Consider the following 15409-nt stretch of genomic DNA (forward strand, 5'->3'; position numbering starts at 1 on the left):
AACTACTGGCTCCTTTCTCCTGTACTATTTTTCTTGCAAAGCAAGTAATGCATTTTCTGCAGCCACTTGTTCAGCTGCTTTTTTAGTTTTCCCTTGTCCTTGTCCAAGTACTTGCCCTTCAGCGAGTACTTCTACCACAAAGGCCTTTTGATGTGCCGGACCAATTTCATCAACTAATTGATAGTCGATTCCAATTTCACCTTTTTGTTGTAAAAACTCTTGTAGATTAGTTTTATGATCCATCACATGTGAGAAAGCACCGGACTTGATTTTTGGAAAAATCGTTTGTTCAAGAAAAGATAGTACGCTATCTATTCCTTGATCTAAATATAACGCTCCAATAAAGGACTCGAATAAATCGCAAAGTAATGCTGGACGTTTTCGTCCATTCATACGTTCTTCGCCTCTACCTAAACGGATAAATTGATCGAATTCGTATTCTTTTGCGAATTGACTCAAACTAGCTTCACAAACAATAGTCGCTCTCAATCGTGTTAATTTTCCTTCAGGCAAGTTAGGATATAATTCGTATAAAAATCTTGATACGGTTAATTCTAGTACCGCATCTCCTAAAAATTCAATTCTTTCATTATCCTTTAATTCAAGATTCCTGTGCTCATTCACATATGATGAATGGGTGAATGCTTCTTCTAAATAAGAAAGGTCGTGAAAAACCAAATCAAACTTAGTCTTTAATTGTGTTAAAAATGCGTCATCCATTGTATTCTTCCTTTCTATAAAAATTTCTCCATGCTCTTTCATTATACTGTGTTTAGTCATAAAAATAAACCATTTCTAGGTTTATACTCTACCGTTCAACAAGAGTAGGATCTCTCTGTATCAATTATATCAAAAGAAAGAGTCGCTAAACTCAAAATAAGTTAAGCGACTCTGGATAACACTATTAGTCTTTGTGTTGATCGATATAGGTTACTGCATTTCCAACTGTAGCGATTTGTTCAGCATCTTCATCAGATATTTCTGTTCCGAAGACATCCTCTAATTCCATAACTAATTCTACAACATCAAGAGAATCAGCACCTAAATCGTCTTTAAAAGTAAGTTCTTTAGTTACTTTTTCTTCATCAATGCCAAATCTTTCAACAATGATTTTTTTTATTTTTTCGAAAGTTTCATTAGTAGACAATTTGTTACACCTCCGCATTTGACTTTATTATTATTGGTAAATTAATATCACTTTACTCATTTTAACGATATTCACAAATATTGTCCAACTATTTTTTAGGGCTGCCTTTTTCTTTGTTCAGAAAAACTTATTCAGCCGTTAGTTCTTTTGCTTCAAAATAGTGAACTAAGTCATCAATAACATGTGATTCCAACATTTCGTGAATTTGCTTAATTGTATGGTACACAGCATCTTTTTCTGTTGATCCGTGAGTTTTGACAACAGGCGCTTTAACTCCGAATAACACTGCTCCGCCATGTTTTGAGTAATCCATAACATCTTTCATATTAGAAAAACTATCTTTTAATAATAATCCACCTAATTTAGCTTTTGTGCCATTTTCATATACAGCATTTTTAATAAGTTTCATCATAGACATAGCTGTACCTTCAATTGTTTTTAATACAGCATTTCCAGTAAAACCATCAGTAACGACTACATCCGCTGCTCCACCTAACAATTCACGTGCTTCAACGTTTCCGATGAAGTTAATATCTGTATTATTAGCTAACAGTTGGTAAGCTCTTTTTGTTACATCATTTCCTTTGTTTTCTTCTGTTCCGTTATTCAAAAGGCCAACTTTTGGATTTTTGATTCCTCGAACGAATTGAGCATAATAACTTCCCAATATCGCATATTGGTGAATGTTTTCTGGTTTAGTGTCTGCATTTGCACCAACATCCATTAAATTAAATGTTCCATTTTCTGTTCCAATTATAGGTAATGAAACTAACAATCCTGGTCGATCAATACCTTTAATTCTTCCAATGATCAATAATCCAGCAGTCAATAATGCGCCTGTATTTCCTGCAGAAAACAAAGCATCTGCTTCCTTATCTTTTACAGCTTGCGCCGCTAAAACCATAGAAGCGTTCTTTTTGCGACGAACTGCACGAACAGGATCGTCATCACTCGCTATTTTTTCATCTGTATGAATAATCGTAATATTTGTTTCATCTGTTAAGTATTTTCTTATTGACTCTTCTTTTCCATATAAAAGAAATTCAATATCATTGTATTCTTTAGCTGCCATCATGACACCTTCAACAATTGCTTTTGGTGCGTTATCTCCGCCCATAGCATCTACTGCAATTTTCAAATCATTTGCCTCCCTAGTTAACTTCCAACATTTCTAAACTTTACGTTCCTAATAGATATTACCACTAATCATGATTGAACCTCAATTAAAATCTAGTCCTTCTAACTCATTAAACCCAACAGCTTCTCTAATCGGTTGATAAAGTTCGTTTGTTAGAAAGTCTTTTTGATTGATCAATTGAACTGCTTCTTGTCTAGCTGCTTCCAAAGCTCCAAAATCTCCCACGATATCCCCGATTTTAAAATCAGGTATCCCAGATTGTTTATTGCCAAACAAATCTCCAGGACCTCTAAGTTCTAAATCTTTTTCACTTAGTAAAAAACCATCTGTTGTTTCCGTCATGATTTTCATCCGTTCCATTCCATTTTCAGTTTTTGGATTTGCAACAAGGATACAGTAGGATTCTTTATCTCCTCGACCAACCCGACCTCTTAACTGATGCAATTGAGACAATCCAAATCGATCTGCATCGTAAATAATCATAGTCGTTGCATTCGGCACGTTTACGCCTACTTCGATTACTGTAGTGGAAACAAGAACTTGTAGTTTTTTTTCTTTAAAATTTTCCATAATGCTTTCTTTATCGGCTGACTTCATTTTCCCATGCAACAAACCCACTTGAAAGCGATCGCCATAATAAGCTGATAATTTTTCATAAATATCAGTCGCATTTTTAACATCGATGCTTTCCGATTCTTCAATCAACGGACAGATTACATAGGCTTGTGATCCTTTTTTTAACTGAATTTCAATAAATTCTAGCGTTTTTTCAAAATTTTTCGGTTTAATCCATGTGGTTTGAATCGGAATTCTTCCTGCAGGCATTTCATCAATAATGGAAACGTCCATTTCGCCATATGTCGTAATCGCTAGGGTACGAGGTATAGGGGTAGCCGTCATAAATAAAACATCCGCATCTTTTCCCTTATCCCTTAATAATTTCCGTTGATTTACGCCAAAACGATGTTGTTCATCGGTAATAACTAACCCTAAGCGAGAAAAATAAACATCTTGTTGAATCAATGCATGCGTGCCTATAAGAACATCTAATTCACCATTAGCTAATTGTTCCAATATATTACGTCTCTCTTTTGTTTTTGTTGAACCTGTCAACAATGCAATTCTCACTTCAAGTGGGTCGAATAATTCTGTTAAACTCTCCATATGCTGTTCAGCAAGAATTTCTGTAGGCACCATCAAGGCCGATTGAACGCCAACGTTCGTGGCAGCGTATAAAGCAATCGCAGCTACGATTGTTTTTCCGCTCCCAACATCTCCTTGGAGTAAACGATGCATGTGAATCGGTTGCCTTAAATCACTGCAGATTTCATTCACTACTCTTTTTTGTGCTTTCGTTAATTCAAAAGGCAAGGTCTCAATAAAATTTCTCAAATCATTCACATTGTAATTTAGTGTATTTCCTTTACCCATAGCTTTTTGCTTTTTTCGTACAATCTGCATGCGCATTTGGTACAATAAGAATTCTTCAAAAACAACTTCTCTTCTGGCTTGCTTCTTTTGTTCTTCTGAAGCTGGAAAATGCATCGCATAAACAGCATCATGATGAGAGATCAAACGATATTTTGTTCTTAATTCTGCAGGAATAACCTCTGGGATATGCTCTTGATAGAGTTTAAAAGCTTCTGTGATCAATTGCAATATCGTACTTTGTTTAATGTGTTTATTTGCACTGTAAACTGACTCAAAATCTCCCTGCTCAGAACCTGATTTGGTGCCTAAAATTTTCATGCCAGTCAAACTTTTTCTTTTTGCATCCCATTTTCCAAATACAGCAATTTCTTCTCCAGTAACGATTTTACTTTTTAAGTAGGCTTGATTAAAAAAAGTCACCGTTATTACTGCATGCTCAATGATTAAACGAAAAGACAATCGATTCTTTTTGGGTCCAAATCGACTGACTACTGCTTCTGAAACCACATTTCCTTTTAACGTTACTTTCTCTTGGTCTTCTATCTCTAATAAATCTTTTTCTTGAATATCCTCATAACGAATTGGATAATGAGAAAGCAAATCAGAAATAGTATGGATACCTAATTGATGCAAAGCCTCTAAACGCTTTTCACCAACGTAAGGGAGGACCGAAACAGAATCATAAATTGATTTAGCCATAAATTTTTAAACAGATTAAACCGCTTCAGCTTTTTTAACCTGTCGCTTACCTCCCTTTAGTGTAATAACTACTTTATTTATTTTCTTTAAACTGACTAAAAAAGACAAAAATAGGCTAGGAATAACATCCGGTTCTATTTTTGTCTTTTTAATTATTCTACTGACAAGATATACGGATAAACTGGTTGTTGTCCGTCATGAATTTCAACTTCTACTTCTTCAAAGAGATTTTCAATTTCGGCGGCAATCTCAGCGGCTTCAGCTTCGTCTCCATCTTCTCCAAGTAAAATAGTTACAATTTCACTATCTTCTGATATCATTTTTTTCAAGGTTTCAATCGTAACATTTTTACGGTTGGATTGAGATACTTTGATTTTACCTTCAATAATCCCCATAAAGTCGTCTTTTTTGATTGCCATCCCATCGATTTCAGTATCTCTTACTGCATTTGTTACTTGTCCACTAACAACATTTTTTAATTCGCTCATCATTTCAGCTTTATTAGTATCTAAGTCATTCAACTCATTAAATGCTAACATTGCAGTCATACCTTGAGAAATAGTCTTACTAGGAATAACGACTACTGACAATTCGCTTACTTCTGCAGCCTGATCAGCCGCCATAAAAATATTTTTGTTGTTTGGCAAGATAATAATTTTCTCAGCATTTACTTCTTCTATTGCTTTAAGAATATCTTCTGTACTTGGATTCATGGTTTGTCCACCACTAATGACATAATCTACGCCTAGGCTTTTGAACAAGTTTTGAACGCCTTCTCCTGCTGCAACCGCGATGATACCATAAGGTGTTTTAGCTGCTTTTTCAACAGGCTGAGGGGATTCATTTTCAAGAATCGTTTCATGTTGAACACGCATATTATCCACTTTAATTTTCAGCAATGAACCAAATTTTTGTCCATAATTCATTACTTCTCCTGGATGTTCTGTATGAACATGGACCTTAACGATCTCGTCATCAGAAACCACCAATAAAGAATCCCCGATGTCGTTTAGGTGATTACGGAATGTATCATAATCAAATTCACTATCAACGGTTTCACCTTTACCAATTTGAACCATAATTTCTGTACAATAACCGAATTTGATGTCTTCAGTATGGATATGGTTTGACACACTTCTATGATGTTCAGCATTAACCAACTCTGTCATTTCTTCAGCAGAAGGTTGATAAATATCTTCTTCTACAATTTTACCAGACAATACTTCTAAGAATCCTTCATAAATAAACAAAAGACCTTGTCCACCACTGTCTACAACTCCTACTTCTTTAAGTACTGGTAATAGATCAGGCGTTTTAGCTAAAGATTTTTTAGCCCCACGAACAATGGCTTCCATAACTTCAACAATATCATCTGTTTCTTTTGCTTTTTTTTCACCAACTTTAGCTGATTCGCGAGCTACAGTTAAAATGGTTCCCTCAACAGGTTTCATAACGGCTTTATATGCTGTTTCAACACCCTTAGTGAATGCTTCTGAAAACTCTTTAGAAGACACCGTTTCTTTATTTTCAATAGCTTTGCCGAATCCTCTAAATAATTGAGATAAAATAACCCCAGAATTTCCACGAGCCCCCATCAATAACCCTTTAGAAAGGGCTGCTGACAAATCGCCAACACTTTCAGAAGTTGTATTTGCAACTGCCTTAGCACCACTTGCTAAAGATAAATTCATGTTGGTACCTGTATCGCCATCTGGAACCGGAAAAACATTCAATGAGTTTACATATTCCGCATTCTTATCTAAACGATTAGCTCCTGTTGCTATCATCAAACGAAACTGCTTACCTTCTAATTTTGTAACTTTCACTACATATATCCTCCTTAGTTACTTTTTAATAAGTATTAGTAACTATTTCTTCTTTGATTAATCATTTTTAATCATTTAATACGCGAACACCTTGAACATAGATATTTACAGTGTTAGCTGTAACACCTAACATTGTTTCCAAATTGTATTTCACAATTTCTTGCACATTACGACTAACTTCAGAAATTTTTATTCCGTAACTAACAATAATATAAATATCAATTGCAACACCGTCGTCTTCTTGACGAACGACTACTCCACGTGAATAGTTTTCTTTTTTTAGTATATCATTTAAATTATCACGTATTTGGCTTTTACTTGCCATACCAACGATTCCAAAAATTTCGGTTGCGGCACCACCAACAACGGTCGCAATAACTTCATTTGAGATATCTATTGTTCCAAATTGTGTTTTGATTTTAACTGCCATGTTAAAAATCCTCCTCTTGGCTAGCAAGCCATAAATTACTACTCTACATTTTATCATAGCAGACCTAATAAGAAAAGAAAAACTAAGTTTCCTCATTTTTAAATAATACTAAGGAAACAATAAAAGGCTGTCAAGTAAATTTCCTTGAAAGAAGTTCTTGCAAAGGCAACTAAATTATGATAAATTATTGAAGTATGAGTATTGATTGAAGCTTTGCTTCGATATATCGGCAAAGGAGGAAAGACTAATGGCTAAAGAATGTGTAATTACAGGACGTAAAGCAAGAAGCGGAAATAACCGCTCTCACGCTATGAACAAAACAAAACGTACTTGGGGTGCAAACTTACAAAAAGTTCGTATCATGGTTGACGGATCACCTAAAAAAGTTTGGGTATCTGCTCGAGCACTTAAATCTGGTAAAGTTGCACGCGTATAATTTTACTTAAAAAAGAACCTTTCCCGTCATCATGGAAAAGGTTCTTTTTTGTTTATTCTTTTTCAGTCTTTACTTTGAATAACGGCTATCATTCCCGATTCAAAAGAAAATTTTACTGTATCTGTAATAAATTCATTACTTGCCAACGAAATCGGATGAGAAAAATCCGCATCAGTTAATTGATATTTGGCATCTTGTATCGATAATTTTTCTACAGGAGATAGGCAAGTGAATGCAAGATATTTCTTATCTTGCTCTTTTGCTATAGTATGCGTACCTGGCAAAAAGTATAAGATGGTATTTTGCACATCTAGTAGACGTATTTTAGCAGCATGATCGAACAATTTAGACTGGAAGATCATATAAATATTGTTTAATAAATGGTCCATTCGTCCACCAGTTGCTCCATAAATAGAGACACTGTCTGGTTTGAATTCATCGAAAGCTATTTGGACAGCCAGCTCTGTATCGGTCTCATCTTTTTCCGCTTTGTAAACGCGAACATCAGCAACTTCTTTTTTTATTATTTTTAGTTCTTCCTTTGTGACTGAATCAAAATCTCCAAGGGCGATCTTAGGAACAATTCCGTGCTCCAATAATCGCAAGGCCCCTCTATCAACACCAATCCAAATGAGTTCTTTTGATTGGCTATTTTTTATTGCTGGAATGCGCTCATAAGGTCCGCCGACCATAATTGCTATGTGTTCCATCTTATCTTACCGCATCCATTAATAAGTTTAGTTGGTTCAATGGATCTTCTGCATTATAAATGTATGAACCCGCAACAAAAACTGTCGCTCCCGCTTCTTTACATTGTTTAGCGGTCTGCTCAGCTATCCCTCCATCTACTTGTATTTCATAAGTATAGCCTTCTCTATCTTTTATTTCTTTTGCTGTTTTTATTTTTTTTAACATTCCAGGAATAAAGCTTTGTCCGCCATAACCAGGATTAACTGTCATTACTAAAACTAAATCTACCATTCCTAACACATGCGCCATCGTTTCAATCGGTGTTCCTGGATTCACAGCAATCCCTGCTTTAACACCTTGGTCCTTTATCAACTGGATGACACGATGAATATGAGGTGTGCTTTCAGGATGCACAGTGATGATATCTGCACCTGCTGCAGCAAATTGTTTAATGTAATTTTCAGGATACTCTACCATTAGATGACAATCCAGCGGTAATTTTGTTACCGGACGAATAGCAGCTACAGTATCTGCACCAAATGTAATATTTGGTACAAAATGTCCATCCATTACGTCAACATGAATGTAATCTGCCCCTCCATCTTCTACTAACTGAATATCTCTTGCTAAGTTTGCAAAGTCTGCACTTAAAATAGATGGTGCTAATTTCATTTTTTCATCCTCATTTCTTATGTTTATTGTCGTATCTTGGTTTACGACTTTCAATTTCATCTAAAAACTGCAAGTAATGTTGGTAACGGTATGCTGGTATTGTCTTTAATTCTACTTCTTTTTTCACTTGACACCCAGGTTCTTTTTTATGCATACACCCTCTAAATCGACAGTCATCTTGCACTTCAACAAAGTCAGGAAAGCATGCGGATAGTTCTTCTGCTTCGAGTTCTAAAAAATCGATTGAACTAAAACCAGGAGTATCCGCCACTAATCCCCCGTATAAAGGCAATAATTCAACGTGTCTAGTCGTATGCTTTCCCCTGCCAAGAGAACTTGAAATTTCAGCTGTTTTCAGTTCTAGATCAGGTGCAATACTGTTCAGTAATGTTGACTTCCCTGCACCAGATTGGCCCATAAAAACAGACAATTTATTAGGGAAATAAGAAGTTAATTCCTCTAAAGATTTTTTGTTGTCCGTTTGTTCAGGCACGATAATGGGGTACCCCATTTTTTCATACTCTCGCTCTTTTTCTTTTAGTTGTTGCAATAGTTCATCTGTTAACAAGTCAATTTTACTTATGTAGATGATAGCTTGGATTCCTTTACTCTCTAAAGTGACCAAGAAACGATCTAATAAGTTTGTTGAAAAGTTAGGTTCGATAGCTGACATCACTACAATACCAATGTCCACATTGGCCACAGGTGGACGGACCAATTCATTTTTTCTAGGTAAGAGATCTTGTACCACACCTTCTTTTAAATTGCCACTTTCAAATAAGACATAGTCGCCAACCAAAGGCGTTAATTCCCTTTTTCGAAAGTTCCCTCTTCCCCTTGTTTGATAGGTTTCTCCTTGATAATAGACATAATAAAAACCACTTAATGCTTTTCTGATTTGACCTTCCGGCAATAAAACCCCTCCTATAACGCGTTCTCTTTTATACTCTACTGAATGAAACCCAAGAAAGCAAGATTTTAATCATAGTTAATAAGTTTCATGAACAGCAAAAAAAGGCTTGAAAGACTGTTTTTTTCAGTCTTTCAAGCCTTTTTTTGTTTATTCTGGTGTTACATTGGTATTTTCTTCTATCACTTCTCCATCACGTTCAATTCGATACGTACCTACTTCGCCCTCTTGAAGAACAAATGGTATAACTGTTTCAAAATCTTCGGTAATAGTGAATTTCTGAAATTCATTTTCTAAAGAATGTTCTTTGTCTTGGATATAAATAACAATTTCATTCGGTACGGGTGTTGATTCTTGTGAACCACTTTCAGTACTTGATTCATCAGGTTCTTCTATTTCTGGTTCAGCATACGGTATAGTTACCGTTTTAGAAAATTTTTGTTCGGGTGCTTTACCTAGTGAAATAACAACGGAGAATGACGAGCCACTTGATAACAATGTTCCTGCAGAAGGATCTTGTGATATCACTTGACCTTCTGAAATTTCTTCAGAATACTCTTCATTAATTGTAACCGTCAACCCATTTTCATTGGCATAGTCTTGTACACCTTTTTCAGAATACCCAGCCAAATCTTTCATTTCAATCATGGCTTCGCCGGTACTTACAGTCAATGTCACTGTTGTTTCACTGGGAACTACTTCTTCATCTTCAACTACACTTTGTTCAATAATCGTTCCCTCTGGGTAAGTATCGCTGCTGGCATCAACTCGCTCAGTTTCGAATCCTTGATCAATCAGTTCTGCTCGAACTTCTTCATAGGGTTCACCTGTATAGTCTTTGAAAGAAACTGTCTCTTTTCCAGAACTGATGTATAGAGTAACATCGGTCTCTTCTTTAATACTGGAACCTGTTTCAGGATCAGTTCTCGTGACCAGTCCCTCTTCAACATTTTCACTTGTCTCTACGATCGTCTTACTGATTTGTAATTTAGCTTCTGAAAGTACCACTTCAGCTTCATCTTCCGACAGCCCTACTACATCTGGCACTGAGATATCTTTTGGAGCTGTAAGTGCAAATGCGACCACACTACCGGCAGCAACTAATAAAAGTAATAACAGTGTCAACCAAATAATTTTTCTCTTTTTCTTCTTAGGCTTTTTCTCTTTAACCGTTTCATTTTTTGGTTTACCCTTTTGTCCCTCTTTATCTTCTGAGGTTTTCCCTTCTACTAGAGTAGTAGGGGCTACCGGAACAATTGGTTCCAATACTTTTGTTTTTTCCATTAAACTCGCTGGAACAAATTTTGGTTCATTGATTCTTTGCGGCGATAACGAGGTCGCTAAGTCAGAAGCCATTTCTTGCACCGAACGGTATCTATCAATTGTTTCTTTTGCTGTTGCTTTAAGAACAACATTCTCTAAAGCTTGTGGAATTCGATGATCAAAATCCTTCACTGAAGGGAGAGATTCTTGAAAATGTTTTAACGCAATCGATACGGCTGATTCGCCTTCAAAAGGAACATTTCCTGTTAACAGTTCATATAAAATAATCCCTAATGAATAGATATCAGATTGATTGGTTGCCATTCCTCCTCTTGCTTGTTCTGGAGAAAGGTAATGGACCGATCCTAATAAAGAATTTGTTTGAGTGATCGACGTTTGTGATAACGCTACTGCTATACCAAAATCAGTTATTTTTACGACACCTGATTCATCGATTAAAACATTTTGCGGTTTTAGATCTCTATGAATGATCCGATTATTATGCGCTTCTGCTACAGCTGCCAAAATTTGTCTCATAATATCAAGAACTTTTTGATAAGGAATAGGAAAGTTGCTGTGGATATAGTGCTTCAAATCCATTCCTTTAATGTATTCCATAACAATGTATTGATTATTTTCTTCTTCACCAACATCATACACACTAACAATATTAGGATGGATCAATTCAGTCGCAGCTAGCGCTTCTCGTTTAAAGCGGCGAATGGTGTCTTGATCATCTCTGAAATCAAAACGCAAGACCTTAACAGCCACATCTCGTTCTAAAATCAAGTCTCTGGCAAGATAAACATTTGCCATACCGCCCGAGCCGACCGTACCAATTATTTTGTAACGTCCGTTTAATTTTTTACCCATTTCCATGAATGCTATCCCTCCTTTCTGCATTTGTATGAACTAATATAATGGTTATATTGTCGTTGCCTCCATGATCATTAGCCATAGTAACTAACGTTTCAACTTTTTCATCTAGTGGTTTTTGGGTACTTAAAATTTCTTTTATCTCTTCATCTTCAACCATATTCGTTAACCCATCTGAACAGAGCAACATTTGGTCGTTAGGTAAGGCTGGTAAAATCGTTACATCAATATCTATCTCATCTGTAACACCCAACGAACGAGTCAATACATTTTTTCTAGGATGATTTTCAGCGTCTTCTGAAGAAATTTCTCCACTTTTAACCAGTTCATTAACTAATGAATGATCTTCTGTCACTTGAGTTAAACGCCCTCCAGTATAGTGGTACCCTCTACTGTCGCCAATATTCGCTATCACAAATTCTTGTTCTACAAGTGCTGTCGCAACAAGTGTTGTTCCCATTCCTTCTAAATCAGAAAATTTGCGTGATTTTTCAAGGATGCGTTTATTTTCACGACTGATGCGTGTTAACATCCACTGTGTGATCTGCTCAGCATTGTGTACATCTGATTCTTCCCATGAATGACCTAAATGCGAGACGGCCATTTCACTAGCCACATCCCCACCTCGATGTCCACCCATCCCATCACACAAAATTGCCAATGTAATATTTTGTTTATTTATAAAATAACCGGCGAAATCTTGATTGTTTTTCCTCTTCTTGCCGGTATCACTGCGAAATACAACTTCCATTGTTTCACCACATACCTTTCAATAAGTCATTCCATTATTTTTAACTGATCATCAACGCTCTGTATCATTTCACTAAGGCTTGAATAAGCAAGCCTTAGTGAAATGATACAGAAATTTAATCACTCAACACATATAAAAAAGACAACACAAAAGGAAATAGAAGAAAGTATCAAACATGGATCATACTGATCGACTAACCATTTTTAGTTTTAGACCTCTCTCTATCCTGAAATAGTATAGAGAACGTCTGTATCGAATAATTCAGACCCAAATATTTATTCTTCCATTTCCAATGTTAGTTGTTTTTTACTAGTTGATTTAAACTAAATTTAGTTCTGTATTTTTCTTAGGCAGCTAATAAAAAAGCCGTCTGTTCCAAAATCATGCGGATAAAGTTGAAGAAATCCGTCTTTCAGGCAACCTGATAGTGATTCTTCAGTTCTAACAGGAACTTTTTCAAAATCAGCATGTGCCGCTAGAAAGTTCTCAACCGTTTCTTTATTTTCCTCATTTGCTATTGTACACGTACTGTAAACTAAAAGTCCACCTACTTTTAGTTTTGGAGCTACTTGTTCTAAAATACCAAGCTGTATTTTTTGAAGATTCAACAAATCTTTTTCTTTTTTAGTGTACTTGATATCAGGCTTACGTCTCATTAATCCTAAACCAGAACACGGCGCATCTACTAATATACGGTCAAATTGTTCGTCTGAGAACTCTTGATCTACATTCCTAGCATCTAATTTCATTGCTGTTACCACATCTTCCACATGCATTCTTTTAGCATTTTCGGTAATCAAAGCTACTTTGTGTTCATGAAGATCAAGTGCCGTTACTTTTCCACCCTCTTCAACAGATAAGTAAGAAGCAATATGTGTTGTTTTACCACCTGGAGCAGCACAAGCATCCAATACTTGATGATGTGGTTCAAGTTGTAAAGCTGGTGCAACTAATTGAGATGATTCGTCTTGAATCGTTAATTGTCCAGATTGAAACAGTGGTGAAGAAGCAAAGTGTCCACCATCACTGACGATACCAACTGGAGAAATCATACTTTTCCGAACATCAAATCCTTCTTCTTCCATAGCTTCTAACGCTTCTTCAACCGTCAAAAACTTCTCATTTACTCGTGCGCTTGAATGGCTCGGACGGAGTAACGACTCACCTAATTTTTTAGTTTCTTCTAATCCAATATCTGCAGTGAATTTTTCTACTAGCCATCTTGGCATGCTCAACTCAATGCTTAAACGTTCAATTGGGTCTGCGATTTTCTCAACACTAGGAAATCCATTACGGTCAGCATTTCTTAGAACGCCATTTATAAACTTACTGATTCCAACGTGACCTTTTTTCTTAGCTACTTCAACAGCTTCAAATAAAATAGCATGAACCGGGATTTTATCTAAATAAATCATTTGATAAATGGACAATCTTAGTAGATTTCGTACCCAGATATCAATTTTTTTATCTTCATTTAAAAATGGAGACAAGTAAAAATCCAATGTTAATTTACGCTGTAGAACACCATATACCAATTCTGTTAATAAGCGCGCATCAGCTGCACTTAGTTTGTTTTTTTGAATGGCTTCGTTGATCAACAAATTCGAATACGAACCCGTTTTATCTGTTCGTTCCAAAATCGACATCGCTAAATAACGACTTGTTTTCTTAACATTTCTTTTTTCAGGTGTTTGATTAGTTTCCATTTGACCCTACCTTTTCTCCAACTTTTAGTTGGCTGCCCACTCCACTTAAAAAAGCCATGACAGTCATTTTACTTTTCCCAGCTGGTTGAACTTCATTTATTTTTACAACTGTTTGATTCCCACAAGCTATATAGATCGCTTCTTTTTCAATCCGTATAATGGTTCCGGGAACAGCTGTTGTTTTTTCTTCAGTAGGTGTCACATCCCATAACTTCAGTCTGCTTCCCTCTAATAAAGTATACGCTACTGGCCAAGGGCGCATGCCACGAACTTGATAATCGACTTCGGCTGCTGTTTTAGTCCAATCCACCAATTCTTCTTCACGTTTAATGTTTGTCGAATAAGTAACTTCCTCTTCATTTTGCTTTACTGGCGTGATATCTCCAGCCAATAACTTAGGCAAGGTATCCATTAATAAGTCTTTACCTAAGGCACTTAAACGATCAAATAACGTTCCAACATCGTCATTCCGAGTAATGTCTAAAGCTTTTTGTGAGAGTATATCTCCTGCATCCATTTTTTTCTCCATGTACATAATAGAAACACCAGTCTCTTTTTCGCCTTTCATAAGAGCATAGTGGACTGGAGCGCCACCACGATACTTAGGCAACAAAGAAGCATGTACATTGATTGCGCCATATTTAGGAACAGATAATAATTTTTGTGGTAGAAATTGACCAAACGCTGCAGTAATGATCAGGTCTGGTTCAAGAGCGATTAGTGCCTCCATTTCAGAAGAACCCGAAATTTTTTCTGGTTGAAAAACGGGCAAACCGTGTTGAACAGCAGCTGCCTTAACAGGTGAAGCCGTCAAGGTTTTCTTTCTTCCTACCGGTCTATCTGGTTGAGTGACCACTGCTATCACTTCATACTCTGAATCAATCAATGCTTCTAAAATTGGAACGGAAAAAGCAGGAGTTCCCATAAATACGATTTTTATCATTCTAGATTCGCCTCCATATAACTTTCTAAATCTTCGGGTTTAATTTTTTGAATAATCTTATCTGTAAATAACTTTCCATCTAAGTGTTCCAACTCATGCTGGAATGCACGTGCAAGATAATCATCAGCTTCCACTTCAAATTCATCTCCATTACGGTCATAAAATCTTAACACGATAGTATCGGCTCTTTTTATTGTCCCGTATACTTCTGGAAAACTTAAACAACCTTCTACATCAATGGTTTCACCAGTTGATTGTACAATTTGTGGATTGATCATTTCAAACAATCCTGATTCTTCGTCAATTTCTACTAAAGCTAGTCTAAGATTGCTGTTTACTTGTGGAGCTGCAATTCCAATACCATCATTTGCAACCATAGTATCATGCATATCTTCTAATAATTGGATGATTTCATCTGTAATTTCCTCTACTTCTTTTGTAGGAGTAGTCAGTAGTGCATTTGGGTAAGTTAATATTGGTAATACGGACAT

The 15409-nt window shown here is 36.1% G+C and carries 15 protein-coding genes; 1 reads left to right on the forward strand and 14 read right to left on the reverse strand.

What is annotated here, in order from left to right:
- Positions 1–24: 24 nt before the first annotated feature.
- The 6 genes from rnc to ABS916_RS01230 form a co-directional block, all read right to left on the reverse strand.
- The gene (gene rnc / locus ABS916_RS01205; RefSeq protein WP_350450176.1) at positions 25–720 is read right to left on the reverse strand and encodes a ribonuclease III; all 696 of its coding nucleotides are present in this window, start codon (positions 718–720) and stop codon (positions 25–27) included.
- Between the two features lie 184 nt (positions 721–904).
- Positions 905–1147, reverse strand: coding sequence for an acyl carrier protein (acpP, locus tag ABS916_RS01210; RefSeq protein WP_350450177.1), 243 nt, complete (start codon positions 1145–1147; stop codon positions 905–907).
- Between the two features lie 127 nt (positions 1148–1274).
- Complete coding sequence (plsX, locus tag ABS916_RS01215; protein ID WP_350450178.1) at positions 1275–2285, reverse strand: phosphate acyltransferase PlsX; 1011 nt, start codon at positions 2283–2285, stop codon at positions 1275–1277.
- Positions 2286–2366: 81 nt separating this feature from the next.
- Positions 2367–4415 (reverse strand): ATP-dependent DNA helicase RecG, encoded by a 2049-nt coding sequence (gene recG, locus ABS916_RS01220; protein WP_350450179.1) that lies wholly within the window; start codon positions 4413–4415, stop codon positions 2367–2369.
- A gap of 152 nt (positions 4416–4567) precedes the next feature.
- Complete coding sequence (locus tag ABS916_RS01225; protein ID WP_350450180.1) at positions 4568–6241, reverse strand: DAK2 domain-containing protein; 1674 nt, start codon at positions 6239–6241, stop codon at positions 4568–4570.
- Between the two features lie 67 nt (positions 6242–6308).
- Complete coding sequence (locus ABS916_RS01230) at positions 6309–6671, reverse strand: Asp23/Gls24 family envelope stress response protein (protein WP_035022540.1); 363 nt, start codon at positions 6669–6671, stop codon at positions 6309–6311.
- A 247-nt stretch (positions 6672–6918) separates the two neighbouring features.
- On the opposite strand from ABS916_RS01230, the gene rpmB reads away from it, so the two are divergent.
- Entirely contained in the window at positions 6919–7107 is a 189-nt protein-coding gene (gene rpmB, locus ABS916_RS01235; protein ID WP_035022537.1) for a 50S ribosomal protein L28, read from the forward strand.
- A gap of 62 nt (positions 7108–7169) precedes the next feature.
- On the opposite strand, the gene ABS916_RS01240 is transcribed toward rpmB, so the two are convergent.
- The 8 genes from ABS916_RS01240 to def all read right to left on the reverse strand — a co-directional run bounded on the left by ABS916_RS01240 (position 7170) and on the right by def (position 15409).
- Positions 7170–7817 (reverse strand): thiamine diphosphokinase, encoded by a 648-nt coding sequence (locus ABS916_RS01240; RefSeq protein WP_350450181.1) that lies wholly within the window; start codon positions 7815–7817, stop codon positions 7170–7172.
- A gap of 1 nt (position 7818) precedes the next feature.
- On the reverse strand, positions 7819–8469 hold the full coding sequence (gene rpe, locus ABS916_RS01245; RefSeq protein WP_350450182.1) for a ribulose-phosphate 3-epimerase: 651 nt from the start codon (positions 8467–8469) through the stop codon (positions 7819–7821).
- 10 nt (positions 8470–8479) lie between these two features.
- A complete protein-coding gene (rsgA, locus tag ABS916_RS01250; RefSeq protein WP_350450183.1) occupies positions 8480–9382 on the reverse strand; it encodes a ribosome small subunit-dependent GTPase A in 903 nt (300 codons plus the stop codon).
- A 147-nt stretch (positions 9383–9529) separates the two neighbouring features.
- The gene (gene pknB / locus ABS916_RS01255; protein ID WP_350450184.1) at positions 9530–11521 is read right to left on the reverse strand and encodes a Stk1 family PASTA domain-containing Ser/Thr kinase; all 1992 of its coding nucleotides are present in this window, start codon (positions 11519–11521) and stop codon (positions 9530–9532) included.
- The gene (locus ABS916_RS01260) at positions 11508–12269 is read right to left on the reverse strand and encodes a Stp1/IreP family PP2C-type Ser/Thr phosphatase (RefSeq protein WP_350450185.1); all 762 of its coding nucleotides are present in this window, start codon (positions 12267–12269) and stop codon (positions 11508–11510) included. The genes pknB and ABS916_RS01260 overlap by 14 nt, the downstream gene beginning before the upstream one ends.
- Positions 12270–12598: 329 nt before the next feature.
- Positions 12599–13975, reverse strand: a complete 1377-nt coding sequence (rsmB, locus tag ABS916_RS01265; protein WP_350450186.1) for a 16S rRNA (cytosine(967)-C(5))-methyltransferase RsmB — start codon at positions 13973–13975, stop codon at positions 12599–12601.
- Positions 13965–14918 carry a methionyl-tRNA formyltransferase gene (fmt, locus tag ABS916_RS01270; protein WP_350450187.1) on the reverse strand — a complete coding sequence of 318 codons (954 nt, stop codon included), beginning with the start codon at positions 14916–14918 and terminating at the stop codon, positions 13965–13967. Before fmt ends, rsmB begins: the two co-directional genes overlap by 11 nt.
- Entirely contained in the window at positions 14915–15409 is a 495-nt protein-coding gene (def, locus tag ABS916_RS01275) for a peptide deformylase (RefSeq protein ID WP_350450188.1), read from the reverse strand. The genes fmt and def overlap by 4 nt, the downstream gene beginning before the upstream one ends.

This window comes from Carnobacterium sp. (genome assembly GCF_040274945.1).
Taxonomy (GTDB): Bacteria; Bacillota; Bacilli; order Lactobacillales; family Carnobacteriaceae; genus Carnobacterium_B.

Bases quoted from the DNA above. Each gene is read 5' to 3' on its own strand.
- rnc (WP_350450176.1), bottom strand. From the start codon at position 720: ATGGATGACGCATTTTTAACACAATTAAAGACTAAGTTTGATTTGGTT.
- recG (WP_350450179.1), bottom strand. From the start codon at position 4,415: ATGGCTAAATCAATTTATGATTCTGTTTCGGTCCTCCCTTACGTTGGT.
- ABS916_RS01230 (WP_035022540.1), bottom strand. From the start codon at position 6,671: ATGGCAGTTAAAATCAAAACACAATTTGGAACAATAGATATCTCAAAT.
- rpmB (WP_035022537.1), top strand. From the start codon at position 6,919: ATGGCTAAAGAATGTGTAATTACAGGACGTAAAGCAAGAAGCGGAAAT.
- ABS916_RS01240 (WP_350450181.1), bottom strand. From the start codon at position 7,817: ATGGAACACATAGCAATTATGGTCGGCGGACCTTATGAGCGCATTCCA.
- rpe (WP_350450182.1), bottom strand. From the start codon at position 8,469: ATGAAATTAGCACCATCTATTTTAAGTGCAGACTTTGCAAACTTAGCA.
- pknB (WP_350450184.1), bottom strand. From the start codon at position 11,521: ATGGAAATGGGTAAAAAATTAAACGGACGTTACAAAATAATTGGTACG.
- ABS916_RS01260 (WP_350450185.1), bottom strand. From the start codon at position 12,269: ATGGAAGTTGTATTTCGCAGTGATACCGGCAAGAAGAGGAAAAACAAT.
- rsmB (WP_350450186.1), bottom strand. From the start codon at position 13,975: ATGGAAACTAATCAAACACCTGAAAAAAGAAATGTTAAGAAAACAAGT.
- fmt (WP_350450187.1), bottom strand. From the start codon at position 14,918: ATGATAAAAATCGTATTTATGGGAACTCCTGCTTTTTCCGTTCCAATT.
- def (WP_350450188.1), bottom strand. From the start codon at position 15,409: ATGTCCGTATTACCAATATTAACTTACCCAAATGCACTACTGACTACT.